Below are 20,703 nucleotides of genomic sequence, written 5' to 3'. Positions count from 1 at the left end.
ACGCACCGGACGCGATCCCGCTGCGGAGCCGTGAACGCTATGAACGCAAGTCCGACGACCGTCCCGAGGTGCACGAGGGTGGGGCCGTGCTCCCCCAGCACGAGCCGACCGGAGCGAAGGCGCCCCGGTCCTGACGACAAGGAAGTCTCATGGCCTCACTGCGCACGTCCCAGCCCCGCACACCACGGCGCCGCGGCATCGACCGGTCCCACTGGCTCTACATCGCCGTCGTCGCGGCCGTCCTCGCCGGCGTCGTCGTCGGGCTCACCGCACCCGCCTTCGCCGTCGGACTGAAGCCGATCGGCGACGGGTTCATCGCCCTGATCCGGATGATGATCGCTCCGGTGATCTTCTGCACGATCGTCCTCGGGGTCGGCTCGATCGCCAAGGCCGCGACGGTCGGCAAGGTCGGGGGCCTGGCGCTGGGCTACTTCATCGCCATGTCCACCTTCGCACTCGCGATCGGCCTGGTCGTCGGCAACCTGATCCACCCCGGCGACCACCTGGACCTGTCGAACGCCACCTACGAGCCGCCTGCATCGGGGGCGGCCACGGAGGACACCTCCTCCACGAGTGGGTTCCTGCTCAGCATCATCCCGGCGACGCTCGTGTCCTCGCTCACCAGCGGCAGCATCCTGCAGACCCTGTTCGTCGCCCTGCTGGTCGGCTTCGCCCTGCAGGCGATGGGGTCGAAGGGCACCCCGATCCTCACCGGCATCCGGCACGTCCAAGCGCTCGTGTTCCGGGTGCTCGCGATGATCATGTGGGTCGCCCCGGTCGGTGCCTTCGGCGCGATCGCCGCGGTGGTCGGCGCGACCGGCGTCTCAGCGCTCGTCGCCCTCGGCACGCTCATGGTCGCCTTCTACATCACGTGCGCGGTGTTCATCGTCGGCGTGCTCGGCACGCTGCTGCGGATCGTCACCGGCATCAACGTCTTCCGCGTGATGAAGTACCTCGGCCGGGAGTACCTGCTCATCGTGTCGACGTCGTCCAGCGAGGTCAGCCTCCCCCGCCTGATCGCGAAGATGGAGCACCTGGGCGTCTCCAAGCCCGTCGTCGGCGTCACCGTCCCGACCGGCTACTCGTTCAACCTCGACGGCACCGCGATCTACCTGACGATGTCCTCGTTGTTCATCGCGAACGCACTCGGCACCCCACTCAACATCGGAGAGCAGATCTCGCTCCTGGTCTTCATGATCATCGCGTCGAAGGGTGCCGCCGGGGTGACCGGCGCCGGCCTGGCCACGCTCGCCGGCGGACTGCAGGCGCACCGTCCGGACCTCGTCAACGGCGTCGGCCTGATCGTCGGCATCGACCGGTTCATGTCCGAGGCACGCGCCCTGACCAACTTCACCGGCAACGCCGTGGCGACCCTGCTCGTCGGCACCTGGACCCGGGAGGTCGACAAGGACCAGGTCGAGCGGGTGCTCTCCGGGGCCGCGCCGTTCGACGAGCGCACGATGTCCGCCGACGACCACGGTGCTCCCGTCACGACCGGAGGCACCGGCGACGAGCGGATCTCGACCGAGGCCGTCCGGACGATCGTCGGGGCGGACGAGGACCACGCGGCCCGCGCCGAGCGCCGCTGACCCGTCGGCGAGGACGCCGACGAGCCCGCGCACGCCGACGTCCACGTCGACATCGTGACCCGCAGCACGTTCCCACCCCGACCGAGGAGATCACCGATGATCACCAACCCCACCCACACGCCGGGCTCCCCCAACGTCGTCCCCGGCTCCCCCCGCGTCGCGCTCGAGACCTGGGTCGCGCGCGTCGCAGCGCTGACGGAGCCGGACCGCATCGAGTGGTGCGACGGCTCGCCCGGCGAACGCGACCGCCTCACCGCGATGCTCGTCGACGAGGGCAAGCTCATCCCGCTCGACCCGGAACGACGCCCCGGCAGCTTCCTCGCCCGGTCCGACCCCGACGACGTCGCACGGGTCGAGGGACGCACGTTCACCTGCTCCGCCACCCCCCGACGACGCCGGTCCGACGAACCTCTGGCGCGACCCGGACGCGATGCGCGCCGAACTCGACGGGGTCTTCGCCGGGAGCATGCGCGGTCGGACGATGTACGTCGTGCCGTTCTCGATGGGGCCCGTGGACGGCCCGATCTCGCAGGTCGGCGTCGAGCTCACCGACTCCGCCTACGTCGTGCTGAGCATGGCGGTCATGACCCGACTCGGTGACCGGGTGCTCCGCACGATCGACGCCGGCACTCCGTGGGTCGCCACGGTCCACAGCGTCGGGCTCCCGCTGCGGGACGAGGACGGAGTGCTCCACGACGACGTCGCCTGGCCGTGCAACGACACGAAGTACATCGTGCAGTTCCCCGACACGCGTGAGGTGTGGTCGTACGGCTCCGGCTACGGCGGGAACGCCCTGCTGGCCAAGAAGTGCTTCGCGCTCCGTATCGCGTCGGTCATGGGCCGCGACGAGGGCTGGCTCGCCGAGCACATGCTCCTGGTCCGGGTCACCTCGCCGGAGGGCAGCGCGTTCCACCTCGCCGCGGCGTTCCCGTCGGCCTGCGGCAAGACCAACCTGGCCATGCTCCGATCGACCCTGCCCGGGTGGAGCGTCGAGACGATCGGCGACGACATCGCCTGGCTCCGACCCGGTGCGGACGGACGGTTGCACGCGATCAACCCCGAGACAGGCCTGTTCGGGGTGGCGCCCGGCACCGGTCTGAGCACCAACCCGGTCGCCGTCGACACGATCCGCTCGAACACGATCTTCACGAACGTCGCCCTCACGGACGACGGTGACGTGTGGTGGGAGGGACTCACCCCGGAACCGCCCGCACACCTGGTCGACTGGACCGGAGCGGACTGGACGCCGGACCTCGGCACGCCTGCCGCCCACCCGAACGGTCGGTTCACCGTCACGCTCGACCAGTGCCCCTCGCTCGCCCAGGACGCGGAACGGAGCGTCCCGATCGATGCAGTGGTCTTCGGCGGCCGACGCTCCTCGAACGTGCCGCTCGTCGCGCAGGCCCCGACCTGGACCGACGGTGTCTTCATGGGGGCGACGATCTCGTCCGAGCAGACGGCTGCCGCCGAGGGCACGGTCGGCACGCTCCGCCGCGACCCGTTCGCGATGCTGCCGTTCTGCGGCTACAACATGGCGGACCACTGGAGGCACTGGCTCGACATCGGCGCCCAGCTCGGCGACCAGGCTCCGGCCGTGTTCCAGGTGAACTGGTTCCGCACGGACGACCGCGGCGCGTTCCTCTGGCCCGGGTTCGGGGAGAACACCCGCGTGCTCGAGTGGATCGTCCGGCGCATCGAGGGGCGCGTCGACAGCCGGGAGTCCGCGATCGGCTGGCTGCCGGCCGCCGGCGACCTCGACGTCGCCGGTCTCGACCTCGAGCCGTCGCGGCTGGACGGGCTGTTCGCGGTGGACCCGGAGTCCTGGCTCGCGGAGTGCGACCTCACCGACGAGTTCCTGCAGACCTTCGACGGCCGTGCGCCCGCTGTCTTCGACACGCTCCTGGCGACCCGACGCGCCGCGCTGCGAGCGGAGCTCGACGCCGAGGCCGAGGAACCCGCCCCGGGAGTCCTCGTCGGCGGAGCCCGCCGGTGACCCCGACGTCCGCCTCCGAGCGCCTCGCCCTCCAGCGCGCCTGGGCGGACCAACTCGCCGCCGCCGAGGCGATGGTCCCGCTGATCGGCCGCCTGCACCGCCGCGACGACGTCGTCACGAGCGTCCACGGCAACCCACTCGTCGGGCAGTCCCCGGTCGTGGTCCTCAAGGCCCACCGAGCGACCCGCCGCATCGACGACGCCGAGGTCGGCGTCGACGAGACCCTCGCGATCCTCACCGAGCTGGACACCCTCGGCCTCGGTTCCGCCTCGGTCGACCTCGCCGAGCTCGCCGTCCGCTTCCGCGAGGACCCCATCGGGACCACACTCCGCGACTTCCTCGAGGACGAGCTCTTCCTCGCCCGCGGCACCGAGCCGACGCACAGAACCGGGCCGGCGCACAGAACCGGGCCGGCGCACAGAAGCGGGCCAGGGCGCGGCACCGCGGTCCCGCACCCGGTACCCCGCGACGTCGTCCTCTACGGCTTCGGTCGCATCGGCCGGATGATGGCCCGCATCCTCCTGGAGCGCGCGAGCGAGCACGCACCGCTCACCCTCCGCGCCGTCGTGGTCAAGCGCCGTGGTCCCGACGACCTGCGCAAACGTGCCAGCCTGCTGCGCCGCGACTCGATCCACGGCCCCTTCGCCGGCAGCATCACGGTCGATCCGGAGCACGACACCCTGCTGGCGAACGGCACGTCGATCCAGTTCATCTCCGCCGACTGCCCATCGGAGGTGGACTACCGCGCGTACGGCATCGACGACGCGATCATCGTCGACACCACCGGCCGATGGCGCGACGCCGACGGCCTCGCACAACACCTGCTCGCCCCGGGGGCGTCCCGTGTGCTGCTGACCGCGCCGGGCCGTGGGGACCTGCCGAACGTCGTGCACGGCATCAACCACGACGCCGTCGCCGACGCACCGATCGTCAGCGCGGCGTCCTGCAGGACGAACGCCATCGTCCCCGTCCTCCGAGCCGTCTCCGACCGGTTCGGTGTTAGCCACGGGCATGTCGAGACCGTGCACTCCGCGACCAACGACCAGAACCTCGTGGACAACTACCACCCGGCCGAGCGGCGTGGACGCGCGGCACCCCTCAACCTCGTGATCACCGCGACGGGTGCCGCCCGGGCGGCCGAGAAGGCACTCCCGGAGCTGCGCGGACGGCTGACCGGCAACGCCGTCCGCGTACCGACGCCGAACGTCTCACTGGCGATCCTGCACCTCACGCTGGACCGGCCGACCTCTCGTGACGAGGTCAACGAGCTGCTCCGACGAGCGTCGCTGACGTCGCCGCTGCGACGCCAGATCGACTACGTGGAGTCTCCGGAGATCGTCTCGACGGACATCCTCGGCAGCCGTCGCGCGGGGGTGGTGGACGGTCTCGCGACCATCGCGGACGGGTCCGAGCACGTCGTGCTCTACGTCTGGTACGACAACGAGTCCGGGTACAGCCGCCAGGTCTTCCGGGTCCTGCAGGAGATGACCGGCGGTCGCGCCGCGTCCCTCCCCGCGTCGGTCGAGGCGCTCGCCCTGCGCAGCCTGCACTGATCCAGGAGGCGCGGCGCGGCCCGGTGCACCGGCGTCGGTCACCGCGGCGGGGCCGGGTCCACCGCGGCGCGGCGCGCCACCTGGGCGGTGCCGAGCGCAGCGGCGAGGAACACGACCGCGAGGACCGCCCACCCCGGGGTGCCGAGGTCGATCGCCGTGACCGTCACCACGGTCGGGGCGACCATGGCACCGATCGCGAACCCGGTCCCGTACACGCCCTGGTAGGCCCCGACCCGGTCAGCAGGCGCCAGCTCGAAGCTCAGCGCCCAGCCCGCGGCGCTCGAGGTGATCTCGGCGAGCGAGTGGGCGATCGCCGCGACGACGAGGATGCCTGCGGCGAACGCGACCGGCACCCAGTCGTCGCCGCGCACCCACCCGGCCGCTGCCCACAGCCCGCAGGCGAGCGCCATGAGCCACCCCGCGTGGCGCATCACCCGCGCGGCACCCCGACCGTGTCCGTTCCCCGGCTCATCCGGACCTGCAGCAGGACGACCGCGAGCGTGTTCACGAGGAGCAGGGGCGACACCAGGACGTCCGGCGCCACGGTGTGCTGCACGACCCAGAGCGGCACGGCGACCTCGAAGAGCCCGAACTGGATGCCGAACACCCCGGTCAGCGCGGTGATCGTCAGGAACCGCACGTCACGGTACGGACTGCGTCCGGCGGCGTGCCGCACGACGATGGTGCCCGTGTCGGTCCGTTCGGCGGGCGCGGCGTCGATCCGCGTGGCGGGCAGCCCGAGCACGAGGACCGCCGAGGCCAGGAAGAGGACGCCCGCCGCGACCATCGTCACCCGGTAGGCCTCGCCCGTCCCGACGGCCAGCGGGATCGCCGCGACCGCCGTGCCGAGCCCGATCCCGATGTTGGTGACGGTCCGCATCGTCGCGCGCACGCGGACCCGCTCCTGCCCCGGGAACGCCCGACCGACGGCGGCCGATCGGACCGAACCGCCGCCCTGCTGCGCGAGCGTGACGACCGACGCCGTCAGCACGAGAGTCGGCAGGTCGTGGACGAGGACGTACCCGACGAGGGCGAGCCCCTGGACGACGTGCAGCCAGGCGAGCATCCGACGGGAACTGAACCGGTCTGCGAGGTGTCCGAACACCAGGGAGCTGGCGACGCCGACCGCGCCGGCGACGGTCAGTCCGAGCCCGACGACGACCGGGGCGATGCCGACGACGGTGGTGAGGTAGAGCGTGGTGAGGGTGAAGAACGCACCGCGGCCGAGGGTGTCCACGAACGTGACGACGAGCAGCCGCCGGAGGACCCGGTCGTCCCGGACGAGCGTGCTGATGGGGACCCGCGGTGCGGTGGTGGTGCGCATGGTCCTGTTCTCGCAGGAACCCGGTCCTGGGGACAACGGATGTAGCGTGGGGCTTCATGATCCGGTACCACCTCGAGCCGAGCGACGTGTCGTCGATCCGCTTCGGCATCTCGCCGCTCTCCGAGCTCGGCCTCGGACTCCGGGCGTTCCGGGCACCCGACCGCTACCCGCTCCAGCGACCGTGGCTCGACCGGATCGCCGCCGTCCGGCCGCTGCTGGACGACGAGGTCCTGCTCGGACTCGTGGACGAGCGGCGGTGGGTGGCGGACTTCGTCAACCCACGACCGGCGTCTCCGCTCACCTCGATCGACGAGGAGATCCGGTCACTCGGCAGGCTCCCCCGGGCGCGGATGCTCGCCGACCTGGAGCGGGTGCACGGCACGGTCCCGGGGGTGTTCGCCGGCCGGCACGACCGTGTCGTCGAACGGCTCCAGCACGCACTCTCGACCGCGTGGGAGCTCTGCTTCGCGCCGCACTGGGCCCGGATGCGTGCGGTGTTGCAGGCGGACATCAGCCACCGCGCGCGGATCGCGTCGCACGAGGGCATCGGCGCGGTCCTCGGCGGCCTGTCGGACGCGGTCGCGTACGACGGCACGGACCTCGACGTCCGCCTGACCAGCCCGGTCGCACGCGATCGACCGATCGACGGCGAGGGCCTGACGCTGGTGCCGTCGATGTTCGTCGTCCGGGCCTCCGTGCCGATCGACGACGGCCTGCCCCCGACGGTGATGTACCCGGCCCGCGGACAGGGCGCGATGTGGTCGACGTCCGCCCAGCCGGACGCGGGTTCGGTCCGGGACCTCCTGGGCGCGACCCGGGCGGCACTCCTCGACGCGCTCGGCGAACCGGCGTCGTCGACCGACCTCGCGCTGCGGTTCGGGGTGTCGACGTCGGCCGTCAACCAGCACCTCCGCGTGATGGAACGGGGCGGGCTGCTGAACCGGTCGCGGTACGGTCGGGCCGTGCTCTACTACCGGAGTGCGGTGGGCGATGCCCTGACCCGGGCCTGACCGGCGGCCCGAGGTCAGCGGTCAGCGGTCGAACAGGCCGCCGAGGAAGTCGTTGCCGAGGTCCGACGCCTGGTCCCCGAGCCCGCCGAGCAGCTGCTCACCCTCGCCCGCGAGCCCCTCGACACCGCTGCCGAGGTCCGCGAGTCCGAGGTCCCCGAGTCCGAGGTCGCCGATCCCGGCGGCGATGCCCTCGAAGTCGACGCCGAGGTCCGCCGCCTCGGCCAGCACCGGCCCCGCGGCGGCACTCAGCACCGCTCCACCAGCGACCGCCGCACCCAGACCGCCGAGCGCCATCGCACCGGCGCCGACCGCTGCCCCGCCGGCGAAGGCTCCACCGCGGCCGCGCCCCGCCGATCCACCACCCAGGACACGGCGGGCGAGTCCCGGCCGGGCGACCTCGCCACGGGTCATCGCGCGGGCCATCCCGCCCGCGGAGTCGTCGCGGAGGTGTTCGTGCGGCGGCAACTCCGAGTTCAGACGATCGCGGATCTGCTGGCGCTGCGCGGGGGTGAGGCGGGCGAAGGCATCGTGGTGGACCTGCTCGAGCTGCTCCGGCGGGGCGGTCCGGAGCAGGTAGTCGTACTTCGCGATCGCGATCGCATCCGAGTCGACCGGACCCGGGTGCTGCCGGCCGACGGGCTGCTGCGGCTGCTGCGGCTGGCGGCTCCGGTCGTCCCCCGTCAGCCTGTCCGCCGCGCTCCGGACGACGTCGCGCCAGTCCGTCCCGCCCTGCTGCTGCCCGGCACCGCCGCGCTTCTGCATCTGCTTGTCGATCGCCTTCGACGCCATGCCCAGGATCCGGTTGAAGTTCGCCATGCCCCAACCTTTGTGATCACACATGTGAGCGTTCAGGAACGCCCCGGTGGATCGGCAGGAGATGTCATCCGAAGCGGCTGGGAACGCCGACCCTCGCTCAGCTCAGGACACGTGCGAGGAACGCGTTCCGGAACCGTCCGGTCGGGTCCAGGTCACGGGCGAGCGCGGCGAAGTCGGACAGCCGCGGGTACACCTCGTGCAGCCGCTCGGCACTCGCCGCCGACACCTTCCCCCAGTGCGGCCGGGCGTCGAACGGTGCGAGGGCCTCCTCGATCCGCTCCACCGCAGCTGCCACCGCGCTCGCGTCCCGGCGGAACGTGAAGTGGATCCCGACCGACTGCCGCTCGGACGACGGCGCGAGCCAGGCGGTGTCGGCGGCGACGGTCCGGACCTCGGCCGCGATGAGGATCGGCGCGAACAGCGGCTCCAGCGGCCGGAGCGCCTGCAGTGCGGCGACGGCGGAACCGGCCGGCACCAGGTACTCGGCCTGGATCTCCGCCCCGGTCGACGGCGTGAACGAGGACCGGAAGTGCGGGAGCCGCTCGGACCACGGCCCCGGCACGCCGCCCTGCTCGGTGACGCCGGCGGGGTCGTTCTCGCCCGGGTGCACGGGCCCGGCGGCGGGACGGGCGCCGAGTGCGACGAGGTCGACGGCGGGTGCCGGTTCGTCCACGCGGTGCTTGACCCACACCTGCCGGGCGCCGCGGTCGTCGAACGACGTGAACAGCGACACCGAGTAGGCGTCCGACACGATCTCGTCGAAGTGCGCGGCGACGGCGTCCCACGGCAGGTCGAGGTGCACGGTCGTCGCGACCTGGAACGTGGGCTCGATCGCGAGCTCGACCGTGGTGACGACACCGAGCGCGCCGAGGGCCACCCGGTGCGCGTCGAGGGCACCGTCCGGCGTCGACGCATCGACGGACACCACGTCGCCGGAAGCGCGGACGATCTCGAGACCGACCACCGCCTGCGCGAGCGACGGGTTGCGGACACCGGAGCCGTGCGTGCCGGTGGCGACCGCTCCGGCAGTGGAGATGTGCGGCAGGGAGGCGAGGTTCCCGAGTGCCCAGCCCCGCGCCTCCAGGCCCGCGGCCACCTGGCTGTGGATCATGCCGGCGGCGACGCGCACGACCCGCCGGTCCTCGTCGATGTCGAGCACCGGCGGCAGGTCCGCCAACGACACCTGGAGCGCGTCGGTGTCGGCGATCGTGTTGAACGAGTGCCGCGACCCGAGCGCCGTGAGGCGCGGCGTGGACGCGACGAGCTGCTGCAGCTCGTCGACCGAGGTCGGGCGCGCCAGACCGGACGCCCGGTAGGTGACGTTGCCCGCCCAGTTCGTCCGCGTCGTCGCGCTCACGGTCACGAGCCTAGAACCCCCGGTCGAGCCGGTGCCACGTCTGCTGCAGGCGCAGCTCGTCGCGGAAGCCGCGTTCGGTGGTGTGCTCGTCGATGACCAGGAACTCGGTGCCGACCATGGTCGCGAAGTCCTCGACGACCTGCAGCCCGACAGCGGTCGTCATGACGGTGTGGTGGGCGGCACCGGCGGTGAGCCAGGCCTCGGCTGCGACGGGGAACGAGGGACGCGGCTCCCAGACGGCACGGCCGACCGGCAGCTTCGGCAGCGCCTCGGTGGGCTGGACGACGTCCACGACGTTCGCCGTCAGGCGGAACCCGTCACGGGTGTCGGACAGCGCGACGACCACGGCCTCGCCCGCGTCGGCGGTGAAGACCAGGCGCACCGGGTCGTCCTTGCCGCCGATCCCGAGCGGGTGGACCTCGAGCGTCGGCTTCGTGGTGGTGAGGGTCGGCGAGACCTCGAGCATGTGTGCGCCGAGGATCTTCTCCGCGCCCGGGGTGAGGTCGTACGTGTAGTCCTCCATGAGGGAGGCGCCACCCGGCAGGCCGGCCCCGGCGACGTTCATCGCGCGGACGAGGACGGCGGTCTTCCAGTCGCCCTCCGCGCCGAAGCCGTACCCGTCGGCCATCAGGCGCTGCACCGCGAGGCCGGGGAGCTGCTTGAGCGCGCCGAGGTCCTCGAAGTTCGTGGTGAACGCGGCGCTGCCGTTCTGCTCGAGGAGCGCACGGAGGCCGAGTTCGATCGCGGCGCCGTCGCGGAGCGCGGCGTGCCGGTCACCGGCGGCCCCGCCGTCGTTGCCTCCGCGCAGCGACGGATCGACGTCGTAGTCGCGCTCGTAGACCGCGACGAGTTCGTCGACCGCGGCCGTGTCCGCCTCCGCTTCCGCGACCGCCGCCGCCAGCTCGTTCACCGCCCAGGTGTTCACCTGCACCCCGAGCTCGATCTCGGCCTCGGTCTTGTCGCCCTCGGTGACCGCGACGTAGCGCATGTTGTCACCGAAGCGGGTCAAGTTGAGCTCCCGCACCGAAGCCGCTGCCGCTGCCGCACGGGTCCAGTTCGCCACCCGGTCCTGCACGCGCTCGTCGGACACGTGCCCGACGGCGGTGGCGTGCCGGACGCCGAGACGGGCGAGGGCGTAGCCGAACTCGCGGTCGCCGTGCGCGGCCTGGTTGAGGTTCATGAAGTCGAAGTCGATGTCCGCCCACGGCAGGGTGACGTTCGCCTGCGTGTGCAGGTGCAGCAGCGGCTTCGTGAGCGCCTGCAGCCCGCCGATCCACATCTTGGCGGGACTGAACGTGTGCATCCACGTGGTCACGCCGATGACCCTGTCGTCCGCGCTGGCCTCGATCAGGGCGCGTCGGATGCCCTCGGCGTCCTTCAGCACGGGCTTCCAGACGAGCTTCACCGGGAGGGCACCCTCGAGCGCGGCGTGCACGGCCTTGCTCTGCTGCTCGACCTGGCGCAGGGTCTCCTCGCCGTACAGTCCCTGGGAGCCGGTGAGGAACCAGACCTCGTAGCCGTTGAGGGTGGCCTGGGGGTCGACCGTGGTCTCCTGCGTCATCGCATGGCTCCTTCGGGGTTCTGTCCGTAGACGTTCTGGTAGCGATCGAAGAGTCGATCGATGTCTGCTGCGGCGATCGGGACCGGTTCGCCGAGTTGGCGCGAGACGTGCACGGTGCGGGCGACGTCCTCGCACATCACCGCGGCCTTGACGGCGTCCTTCCCGTCGCGCCCGATCGTGAAGACGCCGTGGTTCTGCATGAGCACGGCACGGCTCCGGTGCCCGCTGAGGGTGTCGACGATCCCGTGACCGATCGAGTCGTCGCCGATGATCGCGAACGGCCCGACCGGGATCGGTCCGCCGAACTCGTCGGCCATCGCGGTGATCACGCACGGGATGGGTTCCGCTCGTGCGGCCCACGCCGTGGCGTAGGTCGAGTGGGTGTGCACGACACCGCCGACCTCCGGCATGTTCCGGTAGACGTAGGCGTGCGCGGCGGTGTCGGAGCTCGGCCCGTGGCTGTTGTCCCAGCCGTCGGCGGGTACGCCGTCCAGCGTGCACACCACCTGGTTCTCGGGGGTCAGGTCGTCGCTGGACACCCCACTCGGCTTGATGACGAAGAGGTCCGTGCCCGGCACCCGCTCGGAGACGTTGCCGCCGGTCCAGATGACCAGGCCGTAGCGGACGAGTTCGCCGTGCAGGCGGGCGACGCGTTCGCGGGTCGCGGCGACGGACTGCCGGGCGGTCGCGTCGGCGTGCGGGCTCGTGTCGGTCATCGGGTCGGCTCCTTCTCGGCGTTCTCGGCGTTCTCGGCGTTCTCGGCCTGGAGGCGCGGCTCGCCCACCGTCGTCGGCTCGGCTCCGGCGGTGGTCGCGTCGGTGCTGGTGGTCGCGTCGGTGCTGGTGGTCACGTCGGTGTCTGCGCGGGTCGCTTCGGGGCGGGTCGCAGCGGCGGCGGCGTGCTGCACGGGCAGCGCTCGGCGGTAGCGGTCGAGGTACTCCTGGAACCCGTCGACGTCTGCCGCATCGGGCTCGGCCACGTGCACGGCGTCGCCCCCGAAGACCGTCCCCGCGAGGAAGTCCGCCAGGTGCTGGTCGGTGTGCTCGAGGTACGCGGCGAGCACCGCGATCCCCCACGCACCGCCCTCGCCCGCGGTCTCCTCGAGCGCGACGGGCACGCGGAGTGCTGCCGCGAGCAGGCGTTGCGGTGCCCCGGGTGTCCGGAAGAGCCCACCGTGTGCGGTCATCCGGTCGACCTGGACCTCCTCGCCGTGCAGGACGTCCATGCCGATCGCGAGGGTGGCGAAGGCACCGTGCACCTCGGACCGCACGAGGTTGCCGAGGGTGAAGCGCGCGTCCGGGGTGCGGAGCAGCAGGGGCCGACCGTCCTCGACGTGGGTGACGGGCTCGCCCGCGAGGTAGTTGAAGGACAACAGCCCGCCGGCGTCGGGGTCCGCCTGCTCGGCTTCGGCCAGCAGCGTCGCGTAGACCGTGTCGATGTCCAGCGCCGTGCCGCCGGTGCGCTCGCTCGCGGCCTCGGCGAACCGGCCGAACACACGGGCCCAGCTCGCGATCTCGCTCGCGCCGTTGTTGCAGTGCACCATCGCGACGGCGTCCCCGGAGGGCGTGGTCACGACGTCGAGTTCCTCGTGCGGGGTCGCCAGCGGTTGCTCCAGCACGACCATCGCGAAGATGCTCGTGCCGACACTGACGTTGCCGGTGCGCGGAGCGACGGCGTTCGTCGCGACCATGCCCGTGCCGGCATCGCCCTCGGGTGGGCAGAGCGGGACGCCGGGCAGCAGCGCGCCGGACGGGTCCAGCCACGCGGCACCCTCGGGGGTGAGGGCCCCGGCGTCGTCCCCGGCGACGAGCACCTCGGGCAGGAGGGCACGGAGGTCCCCGATCCCGATGAGCTCCTCGGCCGCGCGGAGCATCGCGCCGTCGTAGTCCCGCGTGCCCGGGTCGCCCGGACCGCTGTCCGCCGGCGTGCTGTCGATCGGGAAGACGCCGCTCGCATCGCCGACGCCGAGCACGTCCCTGCCCGTGAGTCGCCGGTGCACGTACCCGGCGAGGGTCGTGACGCCGGCGAGCTCGGCGACGTGGGGCTCCTCGTCGAGGACGGCCTGGTACAGGTGCGCGACGGACCAGCGCAGCGGGATGTTGAACCCGAGGGCGTCGCTCAGTCGCTCGGCAGCCGGGCCGGTCGAGGTGTTGCGCCAGGTGCGGAACGGCACGAGCAGCTCGCCCTCGGGGTCGAACGCGAGGTAGCCGTGCATCATGGCGCTCACACCGGCGGCACGGTAGATCGTCGGCGTGACGCCGTACTGGGTTTCGACGTCGGCCACGAGAGCTGCGTAGGCCGCTCGGAGCCCGGTCTCGACGGCCTCGAGGGAGTAGGTCCAGCGCCCGTCGACGAACTCGTTCTCCCATTCGTGGGCACCCGCGGCGATGGGGACGAGGTCCTCGTCCACCAGGCACGCCTTGATGCGGGTGGAGCCGAGCTCGATCCCGAGTGTGGTGCGGCCGTCCAGGACCTGCTGCCTGCGGTCGTCGCCCATGCGTTCCTCCAGAACCTCGTCGTCCTCCGTGAGCGCTCACATCCTGGCACGTGAGCGCTCACTCCCGCAACGCCGCCACGCCCGGCGCCGAGTTCCTCCGAGTTCTCCCGTCGAGGTCGCATGAACCGCCGCTCGCCCCGTGCGTCGAGGTCGCACGAACCGCCGCTCGCGTTCACCGAAGTCGCACAACATGTCGCTCACCGGCACCACGCGCGACACATCGTGCGACCTCAGCGCGACAGCGGCGGCAGTTCGTGCGACCTCGGTCCGCGTTCACTGAGGTTGCACAACATGCCGCTCACCGGCACCACGCGCGACACATGGCGCGACCTCAGCGCGACGGTGACGGCGGTTCGTGCGACCTCGGCGGCAGGCAAGAGCGCCGGACCGATCCCCGGCGCGCCCTACGCCCCGACGGTGCTCTCGCGGACGACGAGGGACGGGGTCACCGACGCCGACGCCGCAGCGCCACCGTCGACGAGGTCCAGGAGCGCCCGACCTGCCACCCGCCCGAGCTCCTCGAGCCGCAGGTCCACCGTGGTCAGTGGTGGCCGCGAAGCGAGCGCCATCACGTCCCAGTCGTCGAACCCCGTCACGGCGACGTCGCCCGGCACGGACAGTCCGAGCTCTCGCAGCCGATCGCACACGCCCCGCGCGATCTGGTCACTCCCGCACACGATCGCATCCACGCCGACACCGGCCGAGCCAGCGCCGAGCCCACCCGGACCGACCCCAGACCCATCCTCGGCGGACGCGAGCCCGACGCCCCGCGCCAGCACGTCCACCGCCTGCCGTCCCCACCGCTCCGACCACTCGCCGTAGAGGGGCTCGGCGACGAGGTGCGCGCCGAGCACCTCGGCGGCCCCGGACACCCGTCGCACGGCGGACCGGTGCCGCTCCGGCCCCGTGACGATCGCCACCCGCCGGCGCCCGGTCGAGAGCACGTGCGCGGCGACCGCGGCCGACCCCGCCGCGTCGTCGAGGGTGACCGACACGTCACCCGGGTCGGTCGAGGGAGTGAACGCGTACACGACGGGGATGGACACGTCGATCGGCGGCCGCGCGTCGGCGGACCGGCCGGTCACGATGATGCCGTCGACCCCGCGGGCGGCCAGTGACCGGAGGTAGTGGGCCTCGCGGACGTGGTCGTCGCGGGTGTCGCACAGCAGCACGGCCATCTGTCCGGCGGACAGGGCGTCCTCGGCGCCGAGCAGCACCGGGATCGAGAACCGTCCGAACGAGTCCGTCGTGATCATGCCCACCGTGTAGGTCCGCCCGGACGACAGGGCGCGCGCCCGGGCGTCACCGACGAACCCGAGCTTCTCGGCGGCGTCCTTCACCCGAGCGCGCGTCGACTCGCGCAGCTGGCCCGTGCCGTTCAGTGCCTTCGACGCCGTACCGATCGACACGCCGGCGAGTGCCGCGACGTCGGTGATCCGGACGGTCCGCCCTGCGCGCTCGAGAGTCACGGCAAACCCCTTTCCGGAGGCGAGAACGGACGAAGGAAACTGACCATGACTATACGCAAGATGTGAACCGAAGCCCTTGCGCGCCTCCCGTTCGTGTCGTAGCGTCCCCGCCAGAAACCGTTTTCCGCCCAGCGGAACGGCACGTCACATCGCAAGGAGGCGACATGACCACCACGCTCGCGACCGACAGCCGCGCGCACACCGCGACCCCGGTCCTCCCGACCGCGACCGCGCATCTGACGCTCCGTCCGCTGCCGACCGGGGACGCCCGGATCACCGGGGGCTTCTGGGCCCTCCGACAGGAGCGGAACGGCCGCGACGCGATCCGCGGCGCGTACGCCCTGCTCGAGGCGGCCGGGAACTTCCGGAACCTCCGCATCGCCGCCGGACTCGAGGAGGGCGAGGCGACCGGCCCCATCTTCATGGACTCCGACGTCACGAAGTGGCTCGAGGCGGTCGCGTGGGAGTACGGCCGAGCCCCCGCCGAGGACCTGTTGGAACTCCAGCGCGAGGTCACCGCCCTGTACGCCCAGGCGCAGGCCGACGACGGCTACCTCGACTCCGTGCAGCAGATCCGGGGGAAGGGCGAGCGCTACACGGACCTCAAGTGGAGCCACGAGATGTACTGCGCGGGACACCTGTACCAGGCCGCCGTCGCGCAGCACCGGGCCACCGGCGACACCGGCCTGCTCGAGGTCGCGATCAAGAACGCCGACCACCTCGTCCGCACGTTCGGCCCCGGCGACGACCACACGCAGGACGTCGACGGCCACCCGGTCGTCGAGATGGGCCTGGTGGAGCTCTACCGCGAGACCGGGAACCGCGCCTACCTCGACCTCGCGCACTGGTTCGTCGACGCCCGCGGGCACGGCATCATCCAGCGCGCCGGCGGCGAGCCCACGTACTTCTCCGACCGGGTCCCGAGCCGCGAAGCGACCACCGTCGAGGGGCACGCCGTCCGCGCCGTGTACCTCGCGGCCGGTGCCGTGGACGTCGCGATCGAGACCGGCGACACCGAGCTCCTGGCCGCGAGCGAGACGCAGTTCGCGGACATGATGGCGACGAAGGCGTTCATCACCGGCGGCCTCGGGGCGCGCTGGGACTGGGAGGCGTTCGGCGACCCGTACGAGCTCCCGACCGACCGTGGCTACGCCGAGACCTGTGCGGCGATCGGCGGGATCCAGTGGGCGTGGCGCCTGCTCCTCGCGACCGGCAATCCCGTCTACGCCGACGCCATCGAGCGTCTGCTGTACAACGCGTTCCTCGCGGGCGTGAGCCTCGCGGGCACGGAGTACTTCTACGTCAACCCGCTGCAGCACCGCGACCACGCGCACCAGGACGAGAACCGGTCCCCCGCGCACGGCCGTCGCGGCTGGTTCGACTGCGCCTGCTGCCCGCCGAACATCATGCGGACGTTCGCGAGCCTCGACGGCTACCTCGCCACCGCGACCGACGGCGGCCTGCAGCTGCACCAGTACGCGACGGCGTCGCTCGGCCCGGTCGACGTCGAGACCGGGTACCCGCACGACGGCCGTGTGGTCATCACCGTCACCGAGGACGGCCCGCTCGCCCTCGGCCTGCGGATCCCCTCCTGGTCGGACACCACGACCGTGCAGGGTCCGGACGGCGCGGCCAGCCCCGCCGCGGGCACGCTGCACGTCATCGACCGCGAGTGGACGGCGGGCGACACCGTCGAGCTCGTCTTCGACACGACGCCGCACCGGTACGTCGCGGACGCCCGGATCGACGCCGCCCGCGGGCAGGTCGCCGTCGAGCGCGGCCCGCTCGTGTACGCGGTCGAGCAGGCGGACCAGCAGGGCTTCACGGTCGACGACCTGACGGTCGACGCCGACGCGCAGGTCACCGAGGAGCGCCAGGACGGACTCCTCGACGGCGTCGTCACGCTGCGCATCGCGGGACACGCCCCGGCCGAGCACGTGCAGGCAGCGTGGCCGTACCGCCGACTGGACGGTCCAGGAGGAACGGATCACGCAGGAGAGGCGACCAACGTCGACGACGCGGCCGGGTCCACGGCGGCCGCGCCGCGCCTCTCCCCGTCGGCACGGCCGGAGCGCCGCTGGCGCGCCACTCCGGAACCGGCTCCGGGGGCCCAGGACGTCACCGCGACCGCGGTCCCCTACTACGCCTGGGCGAACCGCGGAGCCGCGCCGATGCGCGTCTGGCTCCCGCTGGCCCGGTGACGCGATGGACCGCAGAGCGTTCCTCGTCGGCGGCCTCGCCGGCGGGGCGGCCCTGGCCCTGGCAGGGTGCTCCGGCACCCTGCCCAAGGTCGACGCCCAGGTCGCGAGCTTCGGTCGGAACGCGACCGGCACCGTACACGTCTGGTGCCGCTCCGCGACGCAGGCCGGACTGACGGCGGCCGTCGCCGGGTTCAACAAGGCGAACCCGAAGCTGCAGGTCGAGCTGACCCCGGTGCCGGACGGGCAGTACGTGACGAAGCTCGCGACCGCGATCCGTGGTGGTGAGCCGCCGGACGTCGTGGACATCGACGACATCAACTCGCAGCTGTTCATCTTCCGCGAGGCCTTCGCCGACCTCACCGACGTCGTCAAGGGGCTCGACTACTTCGACGCGATCTCGCCCGGCCACCTGCGGCTGCTCGAGTACCGCGACCGGTACTACGGGCTGCCGTACCTGGCGGACAACTCGCAGTTGTTCCTCAACACCGAACTGTTCGACCGTGCCGGCCTCGACGTCGAGGACTCGACGAAGGACCTCGACTCGTTGCTCGCCGCGGCGAAGGCCATCCGGAAGACCGGCGACGACGTGTACGGCTGGTCGATCTCGGGCAACGCGGCCGGCATCATCGGGTTCGTCACGCAACCGCACGTCTGGGCCACCGGCGTCGACATGATGTCCGGCGAGGTCGGCGAGCAGACGGCGAACATCACGGGCAACGAGGCGCTCGAGCGCATGCTCGAGTTCTACCGGCAGCTGTGGAAGGACGGCGTGCTGTCGAAGGCGACCTACGCGGACGCCGGCACCACGTGGGGCGCCGACTTCCGGGCCGGCAAGGTCGGCATCTTCCCGACCTCGTACGGCGCCACCGTGCCCGCCGCGACGAAGGCGATGCGGGCGAAGATGCAGACGGTGCTCATCCCGTCCTGGGACGGCAAGCGGTCGTTCTTCGACGGCGGCGACAACATGTGCATCCCGAACGGTGCGGCGAACCCGTCCGGCGGGTGGGCGTTCATGCAGTACGCGAACGGTCTGCAGCAACAGCAGGCGCTGCCGGACGGCGGGTACTTCCCGACCAGGTCCGACGCCGCGACGCCCGCGTACCGGAAGAAGTACCCGCTCGCCTTCGGCCCGCTCGACGCGATCGACAAGGGGTACGCGCCGCAGACCCTCGCGTACAACCTGCTCGTCAACCAGCCCTCGTCGCCGTACTTCGCGATGTTCCGCGAGGCGGTGTTCGGCTCCGGGACCGCTGCCGCGATGCGGCAGGCGCAGTCGGACTACACCCGCATCCTCGACCAGGTCCAGGCCTGAGGGTCCCGCTCATCTCGTTGCACAGAGAGGTGCAGACATGACCACCATCTCGACCCGGCACTCCGCCGACGACCGGACGGCCACCCGCCGGAGCGGTGCGGGCCGCCCGACCGTCGGCCGCGGCCGATCGGCGCCGTCCCGCAACTCGCTCACGCACCCGCCGCGCACCGGCGCCGTGCTCGTCACCCCGGCGATCGTCTTCGTCGCGGTCTTCGTCCTCGCGCCGCTCGTGTTCGCGCTCTACATCTCGTTCACGAACTGGCCGCTGATCGGCCCGTACCGGTTCATCGGGCTGCAGAACTACCTGACCCTGTTCCAGGACCCGACGTTCGTGCACGCCATCGGGTACACGCTGCTCTACACGGCGATCGTGACGGTGCCGATCCTGGCGCTCGGGTACTTCCTCGCCGTGCTCATCCGTGCCCGGCGCCGCGGGTCGACGTTCCTGCGCACGGTGTTCTTCCTGCCGTACGTCGTCGGCCTGACCACGCTGTCGTTCATGCTCGTGCTCGAGGCGCAGCCGAACTCGGGCGCGGTGAACATGGTGCTGCGCTGGCTCGGGATCACCGACGGCAGCACCGCCTGGCTCGTGAACGGCCCGCTGGCGACGCTGCTCATCTGCGTGCTCGTCGTCTGGGCGGTGTCCGGTTTGACGATGGTGCTCGTGATGTCCGCCATGCAGGGCATCCCCGACGAGGTGTACGAGTCCGCCCAGCTCGAAGGGGCTTCGTGGTGGCAGACCGAACGCCTCATCACGATGCCGATGATCCGGTCCACGCTCGCCCTGAGCGCGATCATCTCGGTCATCGGGTCGCTGCTCGCCTTCAACCAGTTCTACATCCTGACCCAGGGCGGGCCGGGCACCGAGACCACGACGATCGTCAACGCGATCTACAACCGCGGCTTCGTCAACCTGCAGCTCGGCGCGGCGACCGCCGAGTCGATCGCCCTCGTCGTCGTCATCGCCGCCGTCACCGTGTTCCAGTTCTGGGCACTGCGAGAGAAGGACTGAGCCATGAGCACCACCGCTTCCCGTGCCGGCCTCGCGGCCCCGGACCTGTCCACCCGCACGCTGACGACCTCCGGCGACGGGCACCGACGTCGCCGCCACCAGGGCAGCGTGCGGCACCCGCGCGACACCGCGGTGAAGCGCACCCTCTACGTCATCGCCGGGGTCGGCGCGACGCTCGTGTTCGGCGTCCCGCTGATCTGGTCGATCCTGCGGGCGTTCCAGTCCGAGGCCGTCATCACGCAGGCGGCAAACCCGGCGACGTTCTTCCAGCTCGGGTGGCAGAACTTCGCCGCGGTGTTCAGCCCCTCGTCGCACCTGCTCACCGGCGTGGTCAACTCGCTCGTGGTGTCGATCGCCACGGCCGTCCTGACCGCGGTGATCGCGACGATGGCCGGGTACGGGTTCGCGCGCTTCCGGTTCCGCGGTGCGGGGATCGTCTTCGGGCTCGTGCTGCTGACGATGATGGTGCCGTTCCAGGCCATCCTCACACCCCTGTACCTCGAGATGAACGCCATGAAGCTGACGAACTCGCTCGTCGGACTCGTGCTCTTCTACACGACGGTGAACCTGCCGTTCGGGGTGTTCGTGATGCGGAACGCGTTCGAGTCGATCCCGACGGAGCTCGAGGACTCCGCGTTCGTCGACGGGGCCTCGCGCTTCCGGGTCGTCGTGTCGGTGCTCAGGCCGCTGCTCCTCCCCGGGGCCGCGACCGCCGCGCTCTACGCGTTCCTGGCGTCGTGGACGGAGTTCCTCGGGGCGCTGACCTTCCTCACGAAGGACTCGCTCTACACGCTGCCGGTCGCGCTGCTCAACCTGCAGACCGGGGCGTACGGGCAGGTGTCGTACGGGAACCTCGTGGCCGGGTCGGTCGTGGCGATGATCCCGTGCATCGCGCTCTACGTCGGGTTGCAGCGGTTCTACGTCGCCGGGCTGTCGTCCGGGGCGCTGAAGGGCTGACGGTCGGGTCAGCCGGGCGGCGCCGTCCTCGCACCGTGCGGGGGCGGCGCCG

Annotated in this window: 15 protein-coding genes and 1 pseudogene; 8 read left to right on the top strand and 8 right to left on the bottom strand. The window is 71.8% G+C overall.

Features of this window, described 5'->3' with window-relative positions:
• The first annotated feature begins 149 nt into the window (after nt 1-149).
• The 3 genes and pseudogenes from Q7F20_RS08720 to Q7F20_RS08710 all read left to right on the top strand — a co-directional run bounded on the left by Q7F20_RS08720 (nt 150) and on the right by Q7F20_RS08710 (nt 5,135).
• Nucleotides 150-1,589, top strand: a complete 1,440-nt coding sequence (locus tag Q7F20_RS08720) for a cation:dicarboxylate symporter family transporter (protein ID WP_305739718.1) — start codon at nt 150-152, stop codon at nt 1,587-1,589.
• Nucleotides 1,590-1,685: 96 nt separating this feature from the next.
• Nucleotides 1,686-3,582: pseudogene (locus Q7F20_RS08715) on the top strand (phosphoenolpyruvate carboxykinase (GTP)).
• A 71-nt stretch (nt 3,583-3,653) separates the two neighbouring features.
• Entirely contained in the window at nt 3,654-5,135 is a 1,482-nt protein-coding gene (locus Q7F20_RS08710) for a glyceraldehyde-3-phosphate dehydrogenase (protein ID WP_305739728.1), read from the top strand.
• 38 nt (nt 5,136-5,173) lie between these two features.
• Here the strand turns inward: Q7F20_RS08710 and Q7F20_RS08705 are convergent, their stop codons facing one another.
• Together Q7F20_RS08705 and Q7F20_RS08700 are read right to left on the bottom strand one after the other, a co-directional pair.
• Nucleotides 5,174-5,545 (bottom strand): hypothetical protein, encoded by a 372-nt coding sequence (locus tag Q7F20_RS08705; RefSeq protein ID WP_305739717.1) that lies wholly within the window; start codon nt 5,543-5,545, stop codon nt 5,174-5,176.
• A gap of 20 nt (nt 5,546-5,565) precedes the next feature.
• Nucleotides 5,566-6,459, bottom strand: a complete 894-nt coding sequence (locus tag Q7F20_RS08700) for an MFS transporter (protein ID WP_305739716.1) — start codon at nt 6,457-6,459, stop codon at nt 5,566-5,568.
• A 56-nt stretch (nt 6,460-6,515) separates the two neighbouring features.
• Here Q7F20_RS08700 and Q7F20_RS08695 point away from each other — a divergent pair, with 56 nt between their 5' ends.
• The gene (locus Q7F20_RS08695) at nt 6,516-7,469 is read left to right on the top strand and encodes a DUF5937 family protein (protein ID WP_305739715.1); all 954 of its coding nucleotides are present in this window, start codon (nt 6,516-6,518) and stop codon (nt 7,467-7,469) included.
• A 21-nt stretch (nt 7,470-7,490) separates the two neighbouring features.
• On the opposite strand, the gene Q7F20_RS08690 is transcribed toward Q7F20_RS08695, so the two are convergent.
• The 6 genes from Q7F20_RS08690 to Q7F20_RS08665 all read right to left on the bottom strand — a co-directional run bounded on the left by Q7F20_RS08690 (nt 7,491) and on the right by Q7F20_RS08665 (nt 15,169).
• Complete coding sequence (locus Q7F20_RS08690) at nt 7,491-8,285, bottom strand: cation-transporting ATPase (RefSeq protein WP_305739714.1); 795 nt, start codon at nt 8,283-8,285, stop codon at nt 7,491-7,493.
• Nucleotides 8,286-8,382: 97 nt separating this feature from the next.
• Nucleotides 8,383-9,642, bottom strand: a complete 1,260-nt coding sequence (locus Q7F20_RS08685) for a D-arabinono-1,4-lactone oxidase (RefSeq protein WP_305739713.1) — start codon at nt 9,640-9,642, stop codon at nt 8,383-8,385.
• A 10-nt stretch (nt 9,643-9,652) separates the two neighbouring features.
• A complete protein-coding gene (gene araA, locus Q7F20_RS08680) occupies nt 9,653-11,203 on the bottom strand; it encodes an L-arabinose isomerase (protein WP_305739712.1) in 1,551 nt (516 codons plus the stop codon).
• Complete coding sequence (locus tag Q7F20_RS08675; protein ID WP_305739711.1) at nt 11,200-11,919, bottom strand: L-ribulose-5-phosphate 4-epimerase; 720 nt, start codon at nt 11,917-11,919, stop codon at nt 11,200-11,202. Before Q7F20_RS08675 ends, araA begins: the two co-directional genes overlap by 4 nt.
• The gene (locus Q7F20_RS08670; RefSeq protein ID WP_305739710.1) at nt 11,916-13,700 is read right to left on the bottom strand and encodes a xylulokinase; all 1,785 of its coding nucleotides are present in this window, start codon (nt 13,698-13,700) and stop codon (nt 11,916-11,918) included. The genes Q7F20_RS08675 and Q7F20_RS08670 overlap by 4 nt, the downstream gene beginning before the upstream one ends.
• Nucleotides 13,701-14,104: 404 nt before the next feature.
• Complete coding sequence (locus Q7F20_RS08665; RefSeq protein WP_305739709.1) at nt 14,105-15,169, bottom strand: LacI family DNA-binding transcriptional regulator; 1,065 nt, start codon at nt 15,167-15,169, stop codon at nt 14,105-14,107.
• Between the two features lie 164 nt (nt 15,170-15,333).
• Between Q7F20_RS08665 and Q7F20_RS08660 the strand changes: the two genes are divergently transcribed.
• The 4 genes from Q7F20_RS08660 to Q7F20_RS08645 are packed head-to-tail and all read left to right on the top strand — an operon-like array spanning nt 15,334 to nt 20,651.
• The gene (locus tag Q7F20_RS08660) at nt 15,334-17,370 is read left to right on the top strand and encodes a glycoside hydrolase family 127 protein (protein WP_305739708.1); all 2,037 of its coding nucleotides are present in this window, start codon (nt 15,334-15,336) and stop codon (nt 17,368-17,370) included.
• A 4-nt stretch (nt 17,371-17,374) separates the two neighbouring features.
• Nucleotides 17,375-18,682, top strand: a complete 1,308-nt coding sequence (locus Q7F20_RS08655) for a sugar ABC transporter substrate-binding protein (RefSeq protein WP_305739707.1) — start codon at nt 17,375-17,377, stop codon at nt 18,680-18,682.
• A gap of 37 nt (nt 18,683-18,719) precedes the next feature.
• Complete coding sequence (locus Q7F20_RS08650; protein WP_305739706.1) at nt 18,720-19,694, top strand: carbohydrate ABC transporter permease; 975 nt, start codon at nt 18,720-18,722, stop codon at nt 19,692-19,694.
• A 3-nt stretch (nt 19,695-19,697) separates the two neighbouring features.
• Nucleotides 19,698-20,651: a carbohydrate ABC transporter permease gene (locus Q7F20_RS08645; RefSeq protein WP_305739705.1), complete on the top strand. Its 954-nt coding sequence runs from the start codon at nt 19,698-19,700 to the stop codon at nt 20,649-20,651.
• Nucleotides 20,652-20,703: the final 52 nt, after the last annotated feature.

The organism is Curtobacterium sp. A7_M15 (assembly GCF_030705415.1).
Lineage (GTDB): Bacteria > Actinomycetota > Actinomycetes > Actinomycetales > Microbacteriaceae > Curtobacterium.
This window is presented reverse-complemented; position numbering and strand designations above follow the sequence as displayed.